Annotated in this window: 19 protein-coding genes; 15 read left to right on the top strand and 4 right to left on the bottom strand. The window is 40.4% G+C overall.

The annotated features are described in order from the left end of the window. Positions 1–152 precede the first annotated feature (152 nt). Positions 153–767, top strand: a complete 615-nt coding sequence (locus ACQKCG_RS13060; protein WP_379544595.1) for a hypothetical protein — start codon at positions 153–155, stop codon at positions 765–767. Between the two features lie 354 nt (positions 768–1,121). Beyond that, positions 1,122–2,287 (top strand): IS3 family transposase gene (locus tag ACQKCG_RS13055; protein WP_427585451.1). Its coding sequence is split into 2 segments (ribosomal slippage): positions 1,122–1,380 and positions 1,380–2,287, totalling 1,167 coding nucleotides; the frame shifts between segments, so codons are not numbered across the junction. A 235-nt stretch (positions 2,288–2,522) separates the two neighbouring features. Here ACQKCG_RS13055 and ACQKCG_RS13050 read toward each other — a convergent pair. Further along, positions 2,523–2,699, bottom strand: a complete 177-nt coding sequence (locus tag ACQKCG_RS13050; protein WP_379544594.1) for a hypothetical protein — start codon at positions 2,697–2,699, stop codon at positions 2,523–2,525. A gap of 24 nt (positions 2,700–2,723) precedes the next feature. Beyond that, positions 2,724–3,065, bottom strand: coding sequence for a hypothetical protein (locus ACQKCG_RS13045; RefSeq protein WP_379544593.1), 342 nt, complete (start codon positions 3,063–3,065; stop codon positions 2,724–2,726). Between the two features lie 762 nt (positions 3,066–3,827). Between ACQKCG_RS13045 and ACQKCG_RS13040 the strand changes: the two genes are divergently transcribed. The 10 genes from ACQKCG_RS13040 to ACQKCG_RS12995 all read left to right on the top strand — a co-directional run bounded on the left by ACQKCG_RS13040 (position 3,828) and on the right by ACQKCG_RS12995 (position 16,278). Then, entirely contained in the window at positions 3,828–4,736 is a 909-nt protein-coding gene (locus tag ACQKCG_RS13040) for a LysR substrate-binding domain-containing protein (RefSeq protein ID WP_427585450.1), read from the top strand. 214 nt (positions 4,737–4,950) lie between these two features. Further along, complete coding sequence (locus ACQKCG_RS13035; RefSeq protein ID WP_427585449.1) at positions 4,951–6,228, top strand: 2-aminoadipate transaminase; 1,278 nt, start codon at positions 4,951–4,953, stop codon at positions 6,226–6,228. 69 nt (positions 6,229–6,297) lie between these two features. Continuing rightward, a complete protein-coding gene (gene hglS / locus ACQKCG_RS13030) occupies positions 6,298–7,734 on the top strand; it encodes a 2-oxoadipate dioxygenase/decarboxylase HglS (protein ID WP_427585448.1) in 1,437 nt (478 codons plus the stop codon). Between the two features lie 148 nt (positions 7,735–7,882). Further along, a complete protein-coding gene (gene amaB, locus ACQKCG_RS13025; protein WP_427585447.1) occupies positions 7,883–9,373 on the top strand; it encodes an L-piperidine-6-carboxylate dehydrogenase in 1,491 nt (496 codons plus the stop codon). A gap of 106 nt (positions 9,374–9,479) precedes the next feature. After that, entirely contained in the window at positions 9,480–10,937 is a 1,458-nt protein-coding gene (gene nhaC / locus ACQKCG_RS13020) for a Na+/H+ antiporter NhaC (protein WP_427585446.1), read from the top strand. Between the two features lie 17 nt (positions 10,938–10,954). Next, positions 10,955–12,241: an L-pipecolate oxidase gene (amaA, locus tag ACQKCG_RS13015; RefSeq protein ID WP_427585445.1), complete on the top strand. Its 1,287-nt coding sequence runs from the start codon at positions 10,955–10,957 to the stop codon at positions 12,239–12,241. A gap of 167 nt (positions 12,242–12,408) precedes the next feature. Continuing rightward, entirely contained in the window at positions 12,409–13,806 is a 1,398-nt protein-coding gene (locus ACQKCG_RS13010) for an FAD-binding oxidoreductase (protein ID WP_427585452.1), read from the top strand. Between the two features lie 93 nt (positions 13,807–13,899). Beyond that, entirely contained in the window at positions 13,900–14,928 is a 1,029-nt protein-coding gene (locus ACQKCG_RS13005) for an ornithine cyclodeaminase family protein (protein WP_427585444.1), read from the top strand. A gap of 95 nt (positions 14,929–15,023) precedes the next feature. Next, entirely contained in the window at positions 15,024–15,503 is a 480-nt protein-coding gene (locus ACQKCG_RS13000) for an NAD(P)/FAD-dependent oxidoreductase (RefSeq protein ID WP_427585443.1), read from the top strand. After that, entirely contained in the window at positions 15,478–16,278 is an 801-nt protein-coding gene (locus ACQKCG_RS12995; protein WP_427585442.1) for an NAD(P)/FAD-dependent oxidoreductase, read from the top strand. Before ACQKCG_RS13000 ends, ACQKCG_RS12995 begins: the two co-directional genes overlap by 26 nt. Before the next feature lie 235 nt (positions 16,279–16,513). Here ACQKCG_RS12995 and ACQKCG_RS12990 read toward each other — a convergent pair whose 3' ends face one another. After that, positions 16,514–17,314 carry an alpha/beta fold hydrolase gene (locus tag ACQKCG_RS12990; RefSeq protein ID WP_427585441.1) on the bottom strand — a complete coding sequence of 267 codons (801 nt, stop codon included), beginning with the start codon at positions 17,312–17,314 and terminating at the stop codon, positions 16,514–16,516. A 979-nt stretch (positions 17,315–18,293) separates the two neighbouring features. Here ACQKCG_RS12990 and ACQKCG_RS12985 point away from each other — a divergent pair. After that, positions 18,294–20,621: a LuxR C-terminal-related transcriptional regulator gene (locus ACQKCG_RS12985; protein ID WP_427585440.1), complete on the top strand. Its 2,328-nt coding sequence runs from the start codon at positions 18,294–18,296 to the stop codon at positions 20,619–20,621. Between the two features lie 45 nt (positions 20,622–20,666). On the opposite strand, the gene ACQKCG_RS12980 is transcribed toward ACQKCG_RS12985, so the two are convergent. Further along, on the bottom strand, positions 20,667–21,410 hold the full coding sequence (locus ACQKCG_RS12980; protein ID WP_427585439.1) for an SDR family NAD(P)-dependent oxidoreductase: 744 nt from the start codon (positions 21,408–21,410) through the stop codon (positions 20,667–20,669). Between the two features lie 376 nt (positions 21,411–21,786). Between ACQKCG_RS12980 and ACQKCG_RS12975 the strand changes: the two genes are divergently transcribed. Together ACQKCG_RS12975 and ACQKCG_RS12970 are read left to right on the top strand one after the other, a co-directional pair. Continuing rightward, the gene (locus tag ACQKCG_RS12975; RefSeq protein ID WP_194364384.1) at positions 21,787–22,296 is read left to right on the top strand and encodes a 2,4'-dihydroxyacetophenone dioxygenase family protein; all 510 of its coding nucleotides are present in this window, start codon (positions 21,787–21,789) and stop codon (positions 22,294–22,296) included. A gap of 112 nt (positions 22,297–22,408) precedes the next feature. Next, positions 22,409–23,120, top strand: a 712-nt coding sequence (locus tag ACQKCG_RS12970; protein ID WP_427585438.1) for an IS982 family transposase, incomplete at its 3' end; no start/stop codon positions are given.

Raw genomic sequence — 23,120 nt, 5'->3', positions numbered from 1 at the left:
GTTTTTACGCCAAGGTTGGATGGAAAATGACTTATCTAAATTGTTTTATGATATTCATCCAAAACATAACTCTTTTGTAGTGCAGTGACTATAGTATATTTTCCGTTTTGAACTTCAAGAATATAGTCGACCAAAAACCTAGGAGAATGAAAATGAAAATGATACCTATCGTTTTTTTCGCCCTATGCGTTTCTTACCAAGCTAGCGCTGAAGTGACTTATTCAGTTAATGCAATAACAAAAGCAACAGCATTAGGTCCTATTGAGGTAGATACAGAATCAATTCAGACAGGTGACCATCATTGTCCACGTAACTGTGAAGGAGAGCCTACTAGGACCGCCTATAGAATTAATTATGCAGTTGAGGTTAATGAATATGAAATTACAGATGCAAAACTATCTTGCGATGCAGGGGCTTCTTGCAGCTATAACCAAGTCAGAGGTGTTGGTCATACAAAAAACACTGCTTATGGCGCTTTTGACGTTTGGTCGAGACCTAGTACATGGACATTGACAGTACAACGTCGAAAAATTCTAGATGTGGATGGTAAAACGGTACAGATCGACAGCGATGAACTTAAAGCAGGTAAATCTTTTGTGGTTGAACATGACAGAGCTTTATATAAAGATATTGAGCTCGAGGTAAATATGCCTTTCGGTGTCATAACGATGGATCCCAAGGACCCTTCAAATAAGTACTTTGAGTTACTTGGAAAGTCTAATTTTGGAACCAAAGTAAAGTATACGTTACTTTTTAAAGGTATTTAACCTCTCACAATTAGAACTAATCAACATTCGATATTATAAGAATCTTTGTGGAATGATGACGAAAATATGTATCAACATTTTTGACTCGATGCTATGCTGGCTATAGCTCCCCAGTCCCAACTACATATATTCATACATTTATCCTTCGAAGAAACTCACGCATGTTATTGAGAAATAAGCACACTTTAATGTACTGGTTCGTAACAAGCATTAAGAGCGATTAGCGAGAAAGTATCTAGGCCACCTTGGCTTCTTAAAAGAATCTCAATATTTTTTGCAAAATGAACTCTGAGCTATGCTGAAGAAACCGTACAACTAAACTTGGTAAACTAAGCGTATTAATCGGAGTTTATCATGACCAAGAAAATAAGAACCTACAGTGACGAATTTAAAGCAGAAGCTGTCAAGAAGATAGCAGACAATAAGGGTAATATTTCAGCGACTGCAAAGCAGCTTGGCATAGCCATGCAAACGCTATCTAACTGGCAAAACAAAGCCACTCAAGGCAAGCTTGCAGGGACTGAGCAATATGACCCACAGCTAATGGCCGTGCTAGAAGAGAATAAGCGCCTCAAGCGACAGCTGAAAGTTGCCGAAGAGGAGCGCGAAATTCTAAAAAAGGCGACGGCGTACTTCGCCAAGCACAGTTAGTGAAGTACGCCTTTGTTAAAGACAACGATCTCTTCTTTCGCATCAGTAGCATGTGCCGTGTACTACATATTAGACCCTCAAGTTACTACGACTGGCTGGGTCGTGACATCAGCGCTCAGCAGATACATCGTAACCAGTCTGAGCTACTAATCAAAGCGGCACACAGTGAAACAAAGGAGCGCTACGGCTTTGAGCGTCTGCATGCGCATCTAAATGAGCAAGGATATGATATCAGCCCATACATGGTCAGAAGCATCAAGGAAGAACACGGTATCAAATGCCGTCGTCATAAGCGTTTTAAAGTTACTACCGACTCAAACCACAACAAGCTGGTCTATGACAACGTGCTCGATCAGCAGTTTGACGTTAACCGCCCTAACGAAGCATGGGTCAGTGATATCACCTATATCTGGACAACCGAGGGCTGGCTGTACTTAGCAGGAGTGAAAGATTTATATACCAAAGAGTTGGTCGGTTACGCTATCAACAAACGCATGACTGCTGACTTAGTTTGCAAAGCACTAAATATGGCAATCAAAAACAAACGACCTAATAAAGGGTTAATTGTGCACTCAGACAGAGGTAGTCAATACTGTAGCCATGCGTATCATAAAATCATTAAACAGCACCAGTTTATAGGCTCAATGAGTGGCAAAGGTAATTGCTTTGATAACGCACCCATAGAAAGCTTCTGGAGCATATTAAAGAATGAGCTGGTATATCATAAGGATTATAAAACAAGGTTTGCCGCCATTACCGATATCATTAGATACATCGAGCTATATTACAACCAAACTAGGATTCAAAAGGGCTTGAGCTATAAATCGCCAAGACAGGTGTGGTTTGATTATTATCGTCAAGCTGCGTAATTAAAATCTCCCAAGTTTGGTTCTACGGATTTGACGGCAGGGGTCACTCTTGCTTGGTCTGTTTTGAAGGATTTTTTCAAAAACTTAAATTTATCTGGATTACTATCAGAGACAGTTTCCATTATAAATAGAACAAAATTCGATCTAGATATTTTTGAGTTTGAATTCATTATTGTTTTTAGAGAGCCAGGGGCTGCAAGACCTTAGCTCTCTACGATAGTTGCGGCTTGAAGAGTTAAGATATATGCTCTTTTTGTCTTATAGTAGAATTACCTGCAATATTCCACCACTCAGCTATCGATAACAAAGTTTTTTCATAAGCCTCATCAGAGTCACTGTACCTAGAGTTTTTACGATATTTGTAGGCTATTATAAAGAATATTATTATGCCGATAGTAAGCCAAGTAGGCATACTCGCTCCCTAAAGCACTAACTTTTATAATGCTCTTGCCGTAATTGACAGCCCATTCATAATGTAACTTCGGCCAATAACTCCATATCTTCTACCTTCTATAACGATATCAAAAGATATAGCTGAATTATCGATCTGCTTGAGTTCCATGATTATAGAAGGGTTTTCGTTAACAAATTTTAATAGCTCTGTATAATAAACATCGTCAATAGTTATAGCTAGTTCTTGTGGGTTTTTAGCTAAGAAGTTTGCTGTATAGACAATGACATTGAAAAATTTATATTTCTTTTTGCGAAAATTGTTGAATTTGTATCGAAACCAAATATATATAATTAAGAGAATGGTAATTATCCCTAGTGTTTCCATAATTGAATCTTATTATCTTGAATTTAGCACATCGTTATGCTTAGAAAGGTTACTACTTTACTCGTTTTACTCAAAAATTGTTTAATTAAAAGGCTGTCAAAGTGGGTAACGAGATTTAAAAGCCAGCGTAGCTATCGTCTCTGCACCACGTTTAGCTAGAATCAATATGAAAAATAGTCTCTTGCAATAGTTATATCCAAAGCGTTGTCTCTGTGAGCAATATCACATGAGTCTAAATTAGCAGCTTCTTCACCTACTAATATAATAAAATTTGTCTTAGATACCTCCCTATTAATATTATCGCATTCCTCAATCCATTCTTCGGCAAAATTCCTTGTCGTTCTAGACTTTTACCAGCAAACAGAATCAAACTGTGTGACATTTTTTTCCTCTGTTTTGCATTACTATGTTCTAGAACACCTAACCATTCAGACATTGATCTTAAGCTAACCGCATTTGCATTTTGATATTTTTTTAGAGCAGACGTTATGGTAAATGGGTTTAGAGCCAAAAAACTCCGTTCATAACAGTGAACCACACCGGGGCTGTCATATTCTCTCAGAATGTTCGAAGTGGGACCAGAATGCAGATGGGTTTTAGCTATAACACGCCAAGACAAGTGTGGTTTGATTATTATCGTTAGGCTGCGTCAGTAAAATTTCCCAAGCTAATGACTAGAAGATTGACAGCATATGTCAACCCGAGTAAAACAGAATATGTTTTTACACTCTAAATCATATGGTACACAAGAATAAATAAATTATGAAAACTGAAATTAAAACCTCACTAGCTTTTAGGAAGTATCCTTCAACGACTGCTTTACAGTGTTTTGAGACGGCAGCTCGACATCTAAGTTTCACTAATGCTGCGCAAGAAATGCATATGACTCAAAGTGCCGTTAGCAAGCAAGTTTCTCAGCTAGAAGAGATGTTAAACCTTTCTCTCTTTTACCGTACACCTCAACGAATATCTTTAACACCTGCCGGAAAAGCTTATTACATCGAAGTTTTAGGTATTCTTAAGCATATTGAATTAGCGACTACGAACTTGATGTCACATAGTAGTAATACAGAAGTACTCAAAATAGTAGCACATCCAACTTTTTGCTCACGTTGGTTGATCCCTGCATTGAAGGGATTTAGCAAAGAATACCCGTTAATTACATTAGATATTAAGGAAGAGGTTTGTCCATTTTTTCCTGAAGACCAAAATGTTGATATCGCTTTTCTGTATGGCGATGGTGTTTGGGGAGGCATGGAAACTATCAAATTGTTTGATGAACATTGTGTTGCAGTTTGTCAGCCCGAATACCTACAGGATAAGTCCTTGTGTCTCGATAATTTAGATGCATTTACATTATTGCAATTAAGCTCTCGCCCTAGTGCATGGTATGAGTATTTTAAACAGCAAAATATCAGCGTTGATGGAACATTTAGAGGTCCAAGGTTTGATACTTTTCATGCCTGTATTGCTTCCGCTTTACTTGGATATGGTATTGCCCTCGTACCGTTACGTTTGGTAGAACCGGAGCTGAAACTAGGAACATTAGTAACGGTATGGAATTATGAATCAAAGGGTAGAGGAGCGTATTATATGTCTTATCCTTTATCATTAGGTAATTCACATAAAGTGAAGGCTATTTCAGAATGGATTACAGAGTCCATGGCTTGATATTCTCATCTGAATAAATAAAGTATGGCTTTTTCAGTGCAGTATATGATGCTTAACTTTCATACAAAAAAATCTAGGTTTATGCCTAGATTTTTTTATCTAAACAACAGTCGTACTGACAAAAAGGAATGAAAGCACAACTATTATTCGTTTGCTGAGCGCATCAGGTTTTGCTGAAATGAGGGTCACACTTAAGGAAGATAAGAGACTCTTAATGGATAAGTTATACAACGTCACTGATGCTTTTACTATGGTACATCCTATCACCCTAGCTAAAGGTAAAAATGCAAAAGTATGGGACGATAATGATCAATGCTACATTGATTTTGTGGGTGGCATTGGGGTCTTGAACTTTGGACATTGCCATCCTCACATTGTGACAGCCATTATCAATCAAACCCAATCGCTCATTCATTATGCTTACAATGCAGCTGCTCACACTCCTTATCAAACCTTCATGCCACGATTGTGCGAGCTCATTCCTATCAGTGGCGAGCTATCAGGCATGCTCACCAACTCTGGTGCAGAGGCTACTGAAAATGCTATAAAAATTGCGCGTCTCAAGACCAAGCGTACCGGGGTCATAGCGTTTGATGGTGGATTCCATGGACGGACACTCGCTGCTGTCAACTTGAATGGTAAAGTTGCTCCGTATAAGCGAGGATTGGGGCCGTTAGCCGGTAGTGTCTATCACATTCCTTTCCCAAGTCCAGACAATGAGGTGAGTGACCAACAGGCAATCGATGCATTAAATCGTTTGTTTGAAGTAGAAACTGACATCAATAACATTGGGGCGATTATCGCAGAGCCCATACAAGGGGAGGGTGGGTTTCAATTAATGTCGCCATCTTTCGCTCAGTATCTGCGCGCCTTTTGTGATGAGCACGGTATCTTACTGATTATGGATGAGATTCAATCAGGTTATGGACGTACTGGCTCACCTTTTGCCTTTTCACATTTGGGCATTGAGCCAGATATGATACTACTAGGCAAGAGTATTGCAGGCGGCTTGCCTTTAGGTGCGGTCGTAGGTAAGGCCAGTGTGGTCAATGGCTTGCCTAAAGGCAGTTTGGGCGGTACATACTCTGGTAATCCAGTGGCATGTGCAGCGGCAAATGCCACGATAGACATCATGCAAGAGGATGAGATATGGGCATCTGCTAAGCACTATGCGCAAGCAATTGAAACAAGTATCGCTCAATGGCAGGCAGAAGGTGTTTCTCCTTGGCTATATGGTCTCACCGGTATTGGGGCGATGCGTGGTATTGAGCTGCGTCATGCTGCGTATGGCTCTCATCCTAGTGTGATGACTCACGTACTAACCCAAGCACGAAAGCGAGGCTTACTGCTCATGCCAAGCGGTAAATACCGTCATATTATTCGATTGTTACCACCGCTGACCATTGAACCTGAAACGCTTCAAGCAGGCCTTGATATTTTAAGAGACGTATTAAGTACGATTTCTGATCAAAATCCAGTCGACTGGTCTTAAGCACAAATTACTAATAAATGAGTTACCAGAAATAGGCTCTCTCGATAGCTATAAAAAGGATAAATATCTATGAATAACAAAAACTTTATGAGCAGCAATGATATTCGACATGAGTTTTCTATGGCCATGTCAGCAATGTATCAAGCAGAAGTTCCATTATATGGGGATCTGATTGATTTAGTCAGCAAAGTGAATGCCGAGGTCTTGGCCACGCAACCTGAGATCAAATCTCAATTATTACATACTGGAGAAATTGAGCGATTGAATATGGAGCGGCACGGTGCGATCCGGTTAGGTACAGCATCAGAGTTGAGTATGATGCGCCGTCTTTTTGCTGTTATGGGTATGTATCCTGTGGGCTACTATGACTTAGCCCCTGCTGGGGTGCCAGTGCATTCGACGGCGTTCCGGACTCTGGACTCTCATTCGTTGCACAAAAGCCCGTTTCGAGTCTTTACCTCGTTATTACGTCTAGATCTCATTGGTGATGTGGCTCTTGAAAGAGAGGCTGTTAAGACACTACAAAAGCGCCGTATTTTCACTGATGATGTGATTGAACTTATTGAACGTTTTGAGGTGCAAAAGGGTTTAATCCTTGAGGATGCTCAACATTTTATAAAAGAAGCGTTAGAGACTTTTCGCTGGCATGACAAAACCCCTGTGACAAAAGAGCTATATCAGAAATTATTACACCAGCATCCGCTTATTGCTGATGTGGTGGGTTTTAAAGGCCCTCATATCAATCATTTAACACCCAGAACACTGGATATTGATGCAGCTCAACAGAAAATGCAGACAGAAGGTATACCATCAAAAGCCATTATCGAAGGACCACCTCGAAGAGCGTGCCCAATCTTGCTAAGACAAACAAGTTTCAAAGCGTTAGAAGAGTCTGTGAGCTTTAGAACTGCCAATATAGGTGATTCAGATGGCTATGAGCAAGGGTCTCATACGGCACGCTTTGGTGAAATTGAGCAACGCGGAGTAGCGTTAACCCCAAAAGGTAGAGCGTTATATGACACGTTGCTTAACGAGGCTCGTAACCGGTTGGAGGAAACGCCTAATGAAGATAATGCATCACAGTACTATCAGATTCTAGATGAGACATTTAGCAGATTCCCTGACAACTATCAAACCCTACATGATTCCGATCTAGCATACTTTTATTATCAGCTAACCGATAACACACATGATTCTGGTCAAGCACAAGCATTGCTATCAGCCGCATTTCACAAAGTTGATTTGAACACAATATCTCGTGCTGAGCTGAGCACACTTATTGATGATGGTGTCATTCGTATTGAGCCAATTGTGTATGAAGATTTTTTGCCTGTGAGTGCAGCAGGAATTTTCCAATCTAACCTTAACCAGAGTAAAAACAATAGCTATGATCATTCTTCAAGTCAACAGGATTTTGAACAAGCGTTAGGAACTGCGGTCTATGACGAGCTTAAATTATATGAAGAAATACAGGCTCAAAGTCTGAAGCAATGTCTTGCTATTTGAATTTGACAGTAATATTAACGCGTACATTTAAGGGCCATTCCTAAATGGAATGACTGCAAGAATTTTATTATTTTGCAAGTTATTAGGTTGCAAGGTAATTTAATAAGTGTGTTGAGAAACTAATAAACCATTATACAAAGGATTGATTATGATTAAGCAATATATGTCTGCGATGGGCGTACAAGAAGAACACTATAAAAATGGTGACTTTGAAATAAATACTCCGATTGATGGCACTGTTATCGGCAAGGTTACTTTAGACAGTGTTGCTGAGGTTAATACCAAAATTCAAAATGCCAAAACTGCTTTTCAAGCATGGCGCACAGTTCCTGCGCCAAAGCGTGGTGAGCTGATTCGTCTGTTAGGTGAAGTGCTGCGCGAGCATAAAGAAGATTTGGGTTTCTTAGTATCACTAGAAGCTGGCAAGATTAAAGAAGAAGGCCTTGGTGAAGTGCAAGAGATGATAGATATCTGTGACTTTGCAGTAGGTGTGTCACGTCAGCTATATGGTTTGACTATCGCATCAGAGCGTCCAGGTCACCATATGCGTGAAACTTGGCACCCACTTGGCGTTATTGGTGTTATTTCTGCCTTTAACTTTCCAGTGGCAGTTTGGGCTTGGAATACAGCACTTGCTATTGTCTGTGGTAACCCAGTTATTTGGAAGCCATCAGAAAAAGCACCGCTTGTCGCATTGGCTTGTCAGGCGATGTTTGAAAAAGCATTAGCGAAGTTTGGTGATGCACCATCTCATTTGTCGCAAGTCCTGTTAGGTAAGACAGATGTTGGTAATGCTTTAGTCGAAAGTAAAGACATTGCATTGGTCAGCGCGACAGGCAGTACACGCATGGGTAAAACGGTTGGACCTAAAGTTGCTGAGCGCTTTGGTAAATGCTTGCTAGAGCTTGGTGGCAATAATGCGATGATCTTGGCCCCAACTGCTGATTTGGATTTAGCACTACGCGGCATTCTATTTTCGGCAGTGGGTACAGCTGGTCAGCGCTGTACTACATTACGCCGTTTGTTTGTTCATGAATCAGTCAAAGATGATATTTTGCCAAGGGTTAAGGCTGCATACTCGACAGTCAGTATCGGGCATCCATTAGAAGGAAATCTAGTAGGTCCACTGATTGACCAAGACAGTTTTGAAAACATGCAAGAAGCATTAGAAAAAGCAAGAAATGCTGGTGGTAAAGTCACAGGCGGCGAGCGTGTATTGTCAGATAAATACCCTAATGCTTACTATGTAACGCCTGCTATTGTCGAATTTGATGAACAAAACGATGTCGTACGAACTGAAACCTTTGCACCTATCCTATATGTCATGACTTACAAAAACTTTGATGATGCACTAGAGATGCAAAACGATGTTCCACAAGGATTATCGTCATGTGTTTTCACCAACGATTTACGTGAAGCTGAAATATTTTTGAGTGATCGTGGCAGTGATTGTGGTATTGCTAACGTCAATATTGGTACTAGTGGTGCTGAAATTGGTGGAGCATTCGGTGGTGAAAAGGAAACAGGTGGTGGTCGCGAGTCAGGCTCAGATGCTTGGAAGAACTATATGCGTCGTCAGACCAATACCGTTAATTATTCAACAGAGTTGCCACTTGCTCAAGGTATTAATTTTGGCTAAGCGATATAGAAGCTAAACATTGATGATGCTGACTATTGATAACAGTACTTATAGCTATCAATAGTCAGTACTAACAGTAGTTATTACTAAGGAAGGTAGAACTATCATGATTGATGACACACAGCACGATCCTGCTAAAGATGGCTATGATGCCTCTTCTAGCTTCTTACTCGATATCGCCCCACTTGTCTTGACCGCTATGATTTTAATGGTACAGTTTTTTGTGTTTAAAGACTTTACCCCCCACATTCCATTGGCTTGCGGTATTCTAATCACGGGCTTGTTTATGAAGCTGCGTGGCCGAGACTGGGCTGGCATGGAAGAGCGATTTTTAAAAGTGGTAAAAATAGGCTTACCCGCAATGATTATTCTAATGGGTGTGGGCATGCTGATTGGGTCTTGGATTATAGCAGGGACAGTGCCGACCATTCTTTATTATGGATTTAGCATTTTTTCGCCGTCTTCATTTTTGGTCTCTGTCTGTCTTATTTGTGCCATTATCTCGGTTGCTACCGGTACATCTTGGGGTACTGTGGGCACAGTAGGGCTTGCCATGATGGGTATTGGTATGGGCCTTGGTATTCCGGCACATTTTACAGGCGGAGCTATTGTCTCTGGTGCTTTCTTTGGTGACAAAATGTCGCCATTGTCTGATACAACCAATTTAACCCCTGCCGCCGCTGGTGTGGATCTTTGGGACCATATCAAAGGTATGTTACCGACGACAATTCCTGCGATGCTCACAGCACTAGCTCTTTATGCTTGGATTGGCATTAGTTACGGTGATGATAGTGTCGATCTGTCTTCTATTCAAGCATTGCAAAGCACACTAGCGGATAATTATAGCTTAAGTATTATTACTCTATTACCTGCTGTAGTAGTAGTTGGTGCTGCCATTATGAAAATACCCGCTATACCTACGGTGTTAAGTGGTGTAGTGGTCGCCTCATTAGTAGCTTTTTTCATGCAAGGTATTGGTGTTAGCGAGATTTTCAATGTTTTGCAAAACGGCTTTAAGAGTGAGACGGGTTTTGAGGTTGTTGATAAATTATTATCAAAAGGTGGCCTAATGTCGATGACATGGGTTGTCACTCTAACTATTTTTGCACTAGCGTTTGTGGGTTCGCTTGAGCATTACGGTACGCTCAAAGCCATTATGGTAAAAGTAGATAAAATAGTGAAATCGCGTTTAGGCTTGATTCTCACAACCTATGCCAGTGTTCTTGGAGTAGGAACGATTATTGGTGATGTCTATACCACGTTGGTACTCCCAGGACGTCTGCTCAAAGATAAGTATAAGGAAATGGGTTATAAACGAACCACACTGACACGATCTATTGAAGATGCGGGTACGCTATTATCACCGCTAATTCCTTGGAACATGGGTGGTAGTTTTGTCGCCGCCACGCTAGGTATAGCCACATTAACCTATGCACCTTTTGCCTTTGCCTGTTGGTTGTCTCCTTTATTTGGTTTGCTATGGGCTGTGTTGGATAAATTCATACCGCGTGACGAACCTGTTGCGGCTACAGATACCACAGTACCTTCTCTCAATAAATTATAACTTCACCGGAGTACGAAATGTTGCAAGAGCAATGTTTATGGAGCGTAACTGCGCCCAAAATTCATCCCTATGATGAGCTTCGTAGCGATACCCAGACCAGTGTTTGCATCATTGGTGGCGGTTATACAGGGTTATCAGCTGCTATCCATTTAGCAGAAAAAGGGGTCAAAGTCACCCTGTTAGAGAGCCAGAGTATTGGTAGTGGTGGCTCTGGGAAAAGTGTTGGTCTGGTCAATGCAGGCACTTGGGCACGTCCTGATGATTTAAATATAGCTTTGGGCGAAGTTGAAGGTGAGCGTTTGACAGAAGCATTAGGACATGCACCCAGTCTCGTATTTGACTTGATTTCACGCTACGAAATTGATGCTCAAGCCACCCAAAATGGTAATATTCATATGGCTCATAATGCTAAAGGTGAAGCTGATGTTGATATTAGATATGAGCAATTGCAGCGCCGCGGTGTGAATGTAGAAGTGCTAACGGGTAGCCGTTGCCATGAATATTGCGGTACTACCAGCATTAATAAGGCGCTATTAGATCACCGCACAGGCACGTTGAACCCATTAGCTTATGTAAATGGTCTTGCAAAAGTAGCAACTGAATTAGGAGTGACGATTTATGAGCACTCTACGGTTAATACTTTAGAAAAATCTGATGGAGAGTGGTATGTAAGAACGCCTAAAGCTAGCGTAAAAGCAGAGCGCGTCATTATCGCAACCAATGCTTACACTGAAGGTGAATGGACCGAAGTATCCAAGACTTTTTACTTTGTCTCTTATTACCAAATAGCTTCTGAACCTCTGACGGGTGAGTCGGCCGATCGTATCTTGCCTCATAAAAATGGGGCTTGGGATACCCGCTTGGCTTTGTCTAGTTTTCGCCGCGATCATGACGACCGTCTGCTACTCGGTACAGTAGGTGGTAGAGCTTGTAAGCCCAAATCTTTTTATCAGTCATGGGCAGATTGTGTGCAAAAAAGCTATTACCCGGATTTACCCAAGTTTAATTGGCAATATGAATGGTATGGAAATTTTGGCTTTACGCAAGACCATATTTTTCGGGTATTAGAGCCTGATGAAGGCATTCTAACAGCCACAGCTTACAATGGCCGTGGTATCACCACTGGTACACTAATGGGCAAATGCTTTGCTGATTATATTCTAACGGGAGATAGAAGCAGTATCCCACTGCCTTTTAAAACGCTAAAGGAATCCAAAGTAGCTTTATCGAGTATGAAGTCTGTATTTACCGAGGTAGGCCTTACTTTATATCATGCAGGGCAATGCTTAAAAATTATTCGCTAACGTAAATATCAGGTAGCAATAATAGATATTTCATTAAAGGTCTCACTGATAATTATCAATATAAACACCATTGATATGGTACGTGGTAATTAGGTGGTCTTTTCTATCTTTCATCATAGTAGGGAATACATCTGGTGCATGAACTTTTAGAATCATCTCAAGTCGTTATCAATACCCTAATACAGTCGCTATTACATGACTATAAATACGACGCTAGCCAAATCAAAACTGACGCTGAGAGTTTAGAGCATTGGGGCAAAGACTGGACCAAGCATTTTGCCCCTGCTGCTGCTGCCATCGTCTTTCCAAAGACCACCGAGCAAGTACAAACTATCGTACTGCTGGCCAATGAGCACAACGTCGTCCTAACCCCAAGTGGTGGTCGTACAGGTCTGTCTGCTGGTGCTGTCGCAGCTAATGGTGAAATCGTCGTCAGCATGGATAAAATGAACCAGATTGGACAGTTCTATCCTGCAGATCGTATGGTCGAGATTGAGGCAGGTGTGGTCACTCAGCAGTTACAAGAATTCGCTGAATCAAAAGACCTATACTACCCTGTCGACTTTGCCTCAGCAGGCTCTAGTCAGATAGGTGGCAACATCGGTACTAATGCAGGCGGTATCAAAGTCATCCGCTACGGCATGACCCGTCAATGGATTATGGGGCTGACTGTCGTCACGGGTAAAGGTGACATATTGCATCTCAATCGCGGTATGGTCAAAAATGCGACCGGTTATGACTTACGCCAATTATTCATCGGTAGTGAAGGCACACTTGGCCTTGTTACTCATGCGCAAATCAAACTTGAGCGTCAGCCACAAGACTTAAACGTCATGGTACTGGGTATGGACAGCTTCAATGACGTCATGAACGTACTCTCTGCTTTTCAGGCACAGATTGATTTAACAGCGTTTGAGTTCTTTGACGATGTAGCGATTGATAAGCTAATGGCACATGGTCAAGTACAAGAGCCCTTTGAATCACGTACCAAGTTTTATACCTTGCTAGAGTTTGAAGGGCCATACGAGCCGATCATGGACAAAGCCATGGCAATATTTGAGCACTGTATGGAGCAAGGCTGGGTCGTCGATGGGGTTATGAGCCAAAACCTCACACAGGCTGAAGAGCTATGGAAGCTGCGCGAGTATATCTCAGAGACTATCTCAGTATTTACCCCTTATAAAAACGATGTATCGGTGCTGATAAGCCACGTACCGACCTTTATCGAAGAGATTGATCACATTGTCAGCAGCAACTATCCAGACTTTGAAGTCTGTTGGTTCGGTCATATTGGCGATGGTAATTTGCATCTGAATATCTTAAAACCTGAGAATATGAGCAAAGATGATTTCTTTGCTGAGTGTCAGGTCGTCAATAAATACGTGTTTGAGACGGTAAAAAAATATGGTGGTTCAGTGTCTGCTGAGCATGGTGTGGGCATGACTAAGAAGCCGTATCTGCACTATAGCCGTAGTGAGACTGAGATTGAGTACTTAAAAGAAGTTAAAAAAGTCTTTGATCCTAACAATATCATGAACCGCGGTAAGATTTTTGATATTGAATAAAAGAACTTAGGTATTAACAATGTTTAATTTCGATGCTTTACAACATCTTTATAATCCGTAATAACAAATTCACAGGGCAGTTTGGGGATAATTATGCAAATTTTAGATATTAATACGGTAAAAAAAAAACTAACGATGTCAATGGCAATCAACGCTATTGAGGATTTACTAAAAGTACAAGGCGATCATCCAACATGGATTAAGACACCTGAGCGCCTAGTGATTCCTACTTTCGAGGAAAGTAACAAAAACACATCTGGCTCACATCTATCTATGCCCTCAGTAGTTTTTGATGGTGATAACGAGTATGCAGTGGTAAAGCTGGTAAATATCTGTCCAGATAACCCTAAACGTGATAAGCCAACAACCATGGCAGTCATTACCGTATCAGACAATGAAACAGGAGAGGTGCTGACATTTTTGGATGGCATATATATCACCCAAGTACGAACAGCAGCACTGTCCGGAATTGCGACTAAATATTTAGCGAATCCAGCTAGTAGTGAGGCAGCGGTGATAGGCACTGGAGGAATGGCATATGAGCAACTCAATGCGATACTCACTGTGCGTCCAAATATTAAAAAAGTAACTGTTTGGAACAGGACACCTCAAACGGCACATAAATTTCAGAACAAATTTGAGCAAGAATATCCACAATGGCAAGTCGATTTTAAAGTTTGTGAAAGTGTCGAAGAGGCTATTAAAAACGCTGATATTATTAATCTTGCGACACGAGCGACGACAGGACTTTTTGAAGATTCACAAATAAAGCCGGATGCTCATATTAATGCGGTTGGTGCTTATCAAGCAACGATGAAAGAAGTCAGTAACTCGGTTATAGAAGCCAGTACTGCTATTATTATAGATGATGCAGAAGGTGGTTTACATGAGGCAGGTGATTTAATACAAGCTCATAATGACATTCAGAGCACTTGGACATGGGATCAACTGACAGGTACGTTAAGTGATCTGGTCAATAAAAAAATCAGTATTGATGCGAATGAGGGTAAAGGTATTACGCTATTTAAGTCAGTGGGCGCAGCAAGCTTCGATGCAGCAGTTGCCATAAAGATTGCCCAAAAAGCTAAAAAAGAAGGTTTAGGTCAGTCTGTTGAGCTATAAAAATATTCAGCCAATAAATTTATTTTTTATGAAAATCCATGTAAAGAAAATTACTTTAAATTAATGAAATGGGCTTACTATTTAAGGATATTAATATGCGCTATGACGTGATCGTTATTGGTGCAGGCATAGTAGGAACCTCTATAGCCTGGCATCTTCAAAAAAGCAACTCTCAAGTTCTCTTGCTCGATAAAAAGCAACCAGGAGAAGAAACGTCATATGGCAATGCAGGCATTATCACAAGAGAAGCCGTAAATATTAAACCATTTCCTAGAAATTTTAGAGAAGTTTTCAGAGTATTGCCGAATAATAGTACCGATATTCGATACCGTTGGTCTGCTATCTATAATCTTCAGCGCCCCTTATTACAATACTGGATAAATTCCAGTCCGAAAAAGGTTAAAGAGATAGATAAAGAATGGTCTACGCTCATTCAGCATTGCACAAACGAGCATGACCCTATGATTAAGGCATCAGGCGCTGATGAGCTAGTTAGAAAAATAGGCTGGATTGAGCTTCATCGTCTATCCAGTATTTTTGAAAAAGCCATTGGCAAAGCAAAAAAAAGCGGCTGATCAAGGCGTGGAGTATGAAGTTTTATCGCTAGCAGCGCTAAAAGAGTTAGAGCCAAACATAAATTTTACAGACTATGTCGGTGGTATCCATTGGAAAAATTCTTGGCAGATAAAAAGCCCTGGCAATCTTGTCAAAGCATATGCTGAAAATTTTGAAAAAATGGCTGGAGAGATAAAGCAGTCAACGGTAAACAGCGTTATACAGACGGAAGAGGGTTGGCAGGTTACGACAGATGGCGAAACCTATTCATGTCATAAATTAGTAATTGCTGCAGGTCCTTGGTCAGCTAATCTCATCGAGCCATTGGGTTATAAGATCCCATTATTTCCTATGCGTGGTTATCATCAACACTTTGAAATGACTGATGAAAATATATTTTCTCACAGCTTATTTGATGTAGAAAAAGGCTTTGTAATGGGAGCGATGGATCAAGGAATTAGAGTTACGACGGGGGCTGAAATGGCAATGTCAGATGACCCAAAAAACTTTGATCAGTTAGAATCAGTACTGACGTATGCACGCAAGGTTCTACCGCTTGACGTAGCTGTGGAATCTGAAGCATGGTGTGGTACAAGGCCTTGCATGCCTGATATGAAGCCAGTTATTGGGCCTGCATATAAACACGCCAATTTGTGGTTTGCTTTTGGTCATGCGCATCAAGGTTTAACGCTTGGGCCAGTGACAGGGCGTCTTATTGAAGAGATGATCCATGGTAAGCCATTATTTATTGATGCAGAGCCTTTTAGTAGTGATCGCTTTACACTTGGCTTGTAATTCTATTAAATTAAGTAAATACCATCGTCGTAAGTAAAATTTTTTGAAAAACTGAAGAGACAAGCTGAGTTATCTAATCAGTCAATAAGTAATAAGTTTCAACGGCTATTTCAGTAAAGCTATCAAGCAATAATAAGAAGTGGTATATAGCACTCACTTCTTATTATTGTTCTGTACTTGTAGAAACACTGAATCAAAACCTAGAAGCCTTACCGATTAAGCATGATTGATAGCGTTATGAGTGTGCTGAAATGAAATCTGCAATATATCTATTAACGATTTCCGGTTGCTCAAGTGCTACCGAATGGCCAGCCTTTGGAATCACAAACATTTGGCCATCTACTACTGTTTTAGTAATATTTTCTGACAGAGGTACTTCATACGCATGATCCTGTTCGCCTGCCAATACTAGCGTAGGTACTTTGCACCCTTTAAGCTCATCTAATATGCCAGTGCGATGAATAACGCCATTAGCACTGCGCGCGATGTCTGGTCCTAGTTTTAGCATATGATCACGCCAGTACTCACGCTCGCTTGCTCGAGAGGCATCTGATAAATAGTCATCGCCAAACATGATATACATGAGCGTATCGATAAATGGCTCAGTACCTTGCGCACCTAAGCCCTCAACCAAAGGCGAAAAATCGGCCAGTTTGTATTCAAGCTCTCCGCTAGACCCAAGTACAATGCAACCCTTTAGTAAATCGGGACGGCGAGCGGCTAAACGTAGCGCAATAAACCCGCCCATAGAGTTACCAGCAAAAAAGCAAGGCCCTAGGTCAAGCACCTCAATCAATGATATAGCATCGTTGGTGTGCGTATCCATGTCAACGCTTTTCAACTCTGAACGGGCACTTTGTCCTTGATCTCGATCATCATAGCTCACCACTCGAATGATTTTAGATAGATGCTTTATTTGATGCGCAAACATTTTATGATCAAAAAATAGCGAATGACTTAGTACTAACACCGGAGCGTCTTTAGGACCTTCATCGTTATAGAATAGGGTAGTTCCATTCACGTTAATATCTGGCATGATCTTTTTCCTTGTGTAAACACTATTGATCTTTATGAATCTTAGAATAAACAGAGCGTGATATTCACCTTCATCCCTTAATACTTTTATTAGAATTCCTGAGGTATTGAAAGCGATGAATTGTGAGCGTATCGGTTGCTAGATAGTTTATTAATACGATGATTTTTAGCTCTCAGATATGCGTGCAGATACTTAACATTATAGTGCTGTTTGATTTCAATATAAGCTGATTTACCACTCATTCACTTTGATTACAGTGTGTTTTCTACTCACTAATGTTACGATTCAACGAGTCATAATAGCTAGATGGCATGATGCCTAATACGTGATACATGTTATAGCTTAAGGTTAATGTATTTCTTTCTATTGTGGTGCATAGATCATTAGATCTACTAGCTATTTGGCAACCAATTATTAAAAAAATGAGGCAAGGATGCTGATTTTAAAAACAAAGATCGAACGACCACAATTGCAACAAGTCAGGCTGCTTGAGCGCCCCAAACTACTACATCATTTATTTGGAGATAATACTCATCGGTTGGTTTTGATACAAGCCGCTGCAGGGTATGGCAAAACTACTGTTATGTTACAGCAGAGCGAACAGCTAGAGATACGTCATCTCACGGTTGGTTGGCTAACTCTAGATAACGATGACAACGACCCTATACGTCTGTACCAATATCTGTGGACAATATTGACTCAGACATCTGATGCACAATTATTAGTAGAAGACAGAGTAACAAAGAGTCATATTCATCATTTACTGTCTCAGCTTAATACGACAACTTCCCATACATTATTTATTGATGAGCTAGAGGTATTAACCAATCCTGATAGCTTGAATATTATCTGGTGGCTATACCTATTTTTACCCAGTAATTACCATTTAGTTATCGCCTCACGTGCGTTTCCAAACTGGCCACTTGCAAAAGGTGAACTACAAGGATTGGTCCACATTATTAGAGCACATGAGTTGCGTTTGTCAGCACTTGATGCGCATATACTACAGCAGTACCTACACAGTAATTTGATACAAAATACCACGCTTACACCTTACATGGCAGCCAATCAGTCATTATCAGAGATGACAGTAGATGCTGCTAGCCCCTTAACTTTGATTGATAACGAGTTGGTATCAATGCTTATTGATAAAACGGAGGGTTGGCTAACAGGTATACAGCTCATTAATTTATGTTGTACGAATGAAAAAGATTTATACCAACTCGTACATCAAATGAGTGGCGCACAGCGGCAAATAGCTGATTTCTTAGCGGAGCAGGTATTTTTACAATGTGATGCACATGTCCAAAATCTTTTGTTAAATATTAGCGTATTGAGAAAAATAAATGCCAGCTTGTGTCACGCATTAACTGGTGCAACTGATGCGCAGGTCTTGCTGAAAAATTTAAGTCAACAAGGACTTTTTATTCAAGCGATAGATGATCAGTATCAGTGGTTTCGCATACACCAATTGATGAGACAGTTTCTGCAAACAAGGCTACAAAATCAAGCATCAGAAAAGTATCTTGCCACTCATTCTAAAGCAGCAGAATGGTATCAAACGAATAGTATGTTTTTGGAGGTGATCTACCATGCACAGTTAATCGGTGATAACACACTGATTTTGTCAGCTTTAACAGCAGTCAGTCATGATTTGATACTAGAGGGGCGGCTTTATAGTTTGTTAGAGCTGACTGAGTCTTTAACTGATAGTCAGCTGTGTCAACATCCAGCTTTACTATATGATTTAATTTGGGGTTTGATTCTATCTCGTCAACATTATAAAGCAGCCCGCTATATAAAAGTGCTTGAACAAGAAGAGCTTTATTTATTAGATGATGACAACCAAACTTTTATTAGCCATAAAGATAAGCAGTTAGGACTGTCAGCAATGACTGCTTTTATTGCTGATGACTTACCCAAATCTTATCATTTGGCGCAAATAGGTCTTCGACAACTGTCGCTAGAGGCGTATTTTTTTAGAGCACCGTTACTGGCCATCTGCGCTTTATATCAACTTAATAATGGCAATATCAAACATGCTCATTCATTAATTTTTCAATCACGAACCCTTTATATCAAGGATGATAATCCGTACGGTTTAACTTATATAGATAGTATTGATGCAACTTGTGACAGGCTATTAGGCGATATACCATCAGCCACCAAGAAGTTTCAGCGCATTGGTATCAGTCCAGAGTATGCTCAATTAGGGACCAATGATAGTAATCGCGATATGATGCTGAGTGTGGCAAGCAGTTTAAAAGCGAGCTTTTATTATGAGTGCAATCGTATTGAAGATGCCAGACAAGCACTTAGAGATTTCGACCAAGGTGAAAACATGGTTATCACAGATATGATTACACTAGGTTTTTTGACAGAACTGAATCTAACATGTTTATCAGGGAAAGAGATTGGCTATCAAGATCTCTCAAAAGCCAATAGCAAAGCGGATGAATGGTCGCTCCCTCGGCTAACCAGTGATATACGACGATGGGTTGACGAGCAAGATTTAAAAAAAATAATGCCAGTAATGGTGACAGGAAAATACGACGATAAGAAAGATCGGACTGGTTATCAAATAAAAAAGCGAGCAAAAAGAGAGGAGGGTGATCTTAGTGGTTTGACGTTGACTGAATTATTAACTGGACTGGATCTGTTACCATATCGTAAGACGATATTTTCGGGTAATAGTCAGCAAGTAGCGCAAGTAGTGGTGGAGCTGAATGAACTTCTAAAAGCTGATCTACCCTTTGTGATACGTAATGCTCGCATAAGGTTATTGTTGGCAATGGCCTATCACGTGTTGGATCAGCCTATACTATCTTATAAGAGCTTATTAGATGCGCTAGAACAATTTAAATCAACACAAACACATCGAATCATACTCGATGAGCATCCGCTCATTTTAGTGCTGTTGAATAAGTTTTATCAGTATCAGGGAAATGAGGTTGCCGTATCGTCTGATATCCAAAAATATATAGTATCTATACTAGAAATAGGGGGTCGTGATTTTTATGAAGAAGGTAGTTTTTTATTGAAAGATAAGCAATCTCGAATAGAAAGCGCTATGCAGCTATCTAGTGATAATCACAGTGATCCTAATATTAGGATAGTTTTATCAGAGCGCGAAATTGAAATATTATTATTGGTCGAAAGGGGTTTGAGTGATGGACAGATAGCCGATAAGATTTTTTTGTCTATTCACACCGTAAAATGGCATTTACGTAATATTTATCATAAATTACAAGTACGCTCCCGAACACAAGCCGTTGCGCAAGCACATCAACAGTATATTTTAAAATAGGCCAAGTCGTAACAGGCCATGACCTATTTTTAGAGCATTCATATATTAAACAATAGAATAGCCGCCATCGACGTTGACGATGGTACCAGTAATCCAACTGGCTGCATCAGAAGCTAAAAATAAAACCACGTTAGCCACTTCTAGTGGGTTACCAAACCTTGCCAGAGGCGTTCTTGCCATAATACCATCGGTAAAACCATCTAATACCTTTAACTGTTGAATCATAGGAGTGTCAATCCAGCCAGGTGCTACAGCATTCACGCGAATGTTATCTTTTGCAAGGTAGATAGCATGAGATTTAGTCAATTGATCGATTGCGCCCTTGGATGATGCGTAAGCAGGCGTGAGTTGTGACCCAAATATAGAATACATAGATGAGACGTTAATAATAGAACCACCAGATGATTTTGCCAATAGTGGCGCTGCGCATTCACTGATATGAAAAACTGCCGTTAAATTAATATCAACAACCTTTTTAAACATAGGTAATTCGTGTTCCGTTGTTGAGCCAATACCCGCGCCATTAAAAAGCACATCAAGCTGATTTAGATTTTTGAAAAAATAGGCGACTTTATCCTCATCAGTGACATTTAACTCTACTGACTCAATATCCAATTGCTGTGGATACTGTGCCTCCTTACTATTTAATCCTAATGCCCAAACTTTAGCACCTTTTTGTGCAAAGGCAATGGCAACGGCTTGTCCAATTCCTGAGGTTGCTCCGGTCACAACGACAACTTTATGAGCAAACAAATCTTTTGAAAATGTATCTGATGCTTTCGTATCCATACGAAATATTCCTTTTATTAAACACCTATAACTTAAGTAGCTAGATAAGCTAATAAACTTACTCTGCTGATATATGACCATGAAGCAGGTTAAACAGTTATGAAATATCTGTCAGGGTCTACTATCAGACATGCCCTAGTCATATTGATTAAAATTAGCATAAATATTGATAATAAAAGGATGGTTGTACTCAGTATTGTGTTTATAAAAAACCATTCTTTTGAGTGGTTGGCAGCAAGTTTTAGGCGAATATACTAATAGAGTATCTGAAAGAGTTAGGTGTAGTCACAGCTTAACTTGCTCACAACTAGCAGCATTTGAAGGAAACTGATGCTGACTCCGGCTATTAATCGTATATCGCAAAAGGAATTGCATTATGTCTATCGGCACCCATCAAGACTATCTATTGACGCTAAATATGAAAAAGGAAGGCGAGATAAAAAATGCCTTGCCAGGCGTTCATATCACGCCCTTTTATTTGAACTCTGAAACAGGAGTATGGGTTATTTACGCCCGTTTTGAACCCAATACTCAACTGCCAGAGCATTTTCATACGGGGATAGTACATTTTTATACCACAGCAGGATCTTGGATGTATTTGGAGTATCCAGATGATGTGCAAACAGCTGGGAGCTATTTATTTGAACCAGCAGGGTCAACACATACACTTAGAAGTGATGAAGGTGCAGAGGGGTTCATCATGGTTGAAGGCGCTAATGTGAACTTCAATGAGGATGGCTCGCTTATGTTTATTATGGATGCTGGTTGGATTGAACAGATGCTACATACTGTTGCTAAAGAAACTGGACAAAAAATGCCGCGTTATATTAAGCCAAATGCTAATAATGATTTTAGTGATAAAGCTACGAATAATCCTACAGTCTAAATACCTATTTAACCCCAGTTCGGGATAAGGGCTCAAAAAAAAGATAAAAAAAGAAGTCCGAAGTTGCTAAAGTGAGTTTACCAAGACAAACTTCACAACAAGGACTTCTTACATGGACAACCTAACCGAACTATACTGCCATATTGACGACTTTTATCAGCAATTCAAACCTGAGTTTGACGCTCATTTAATCGCAACGGGACACCAAAGGTTAAGAGCATGCCAGATAAGTGTAGCAGAGATTATGACTGTCTTGGTACTGTTTCATCAACTGCGGTATCGACAGTTTAAGGCGTTTTACTACCATCACATGCTTGGCATGATGAAACGGGCGTTTCCAAATCTGCCGAGCTACTCGCGATTTATAGAGCTTGTGCCGCGCAGTATCATGCCACTGTGCAGCTACTTGCAAAGCATGATGGGCGACTGTACGGGTATCAGCTATATTGATTCAACCAAGATAGCAGTTTGTCATAACAAGCGTATCTACCGTCACAAAGTCTTTGAGAGTATGGCGCAAAGAGGTAAAGGTAGTATGGGCTGGTTTTACGGCTTTAAGCTGCATGCCATTATCAATCATAAGGGCGAGCTTGTATCTGTTAAAGTCACTGCGGGTAATACGGATGACAGAGTGCCTGTTAAGGATATGGCAACGCCTGTGTTTGGCAAGGTGTTTGGGGATAGAGGCTATATCAGTAAAGCCCTAAACGAGTGGCTCACAAAACACAATGATACCACGTTGATAACCAAACTTCGGCGTAATATGAAACCCCAATTACTTGAGCCTATGGATGAGGCACTACTCAATCATCGCTCTTTGGTTG

This window comes from Psychrobacter sp. NPDC078929 (assembly GCF_050267985.1).
Lineage (GTDB): Bacteria > Pseudomonadota > Gammaproteobacteria > Pseudomonadales > Moraxellaceae > Psychrobacter.
The sequence above is the reverse complement of the archived record's forward strand: the minus strand, read 5'-3'. Positions and strand labels throughout refer to the sequence as shown.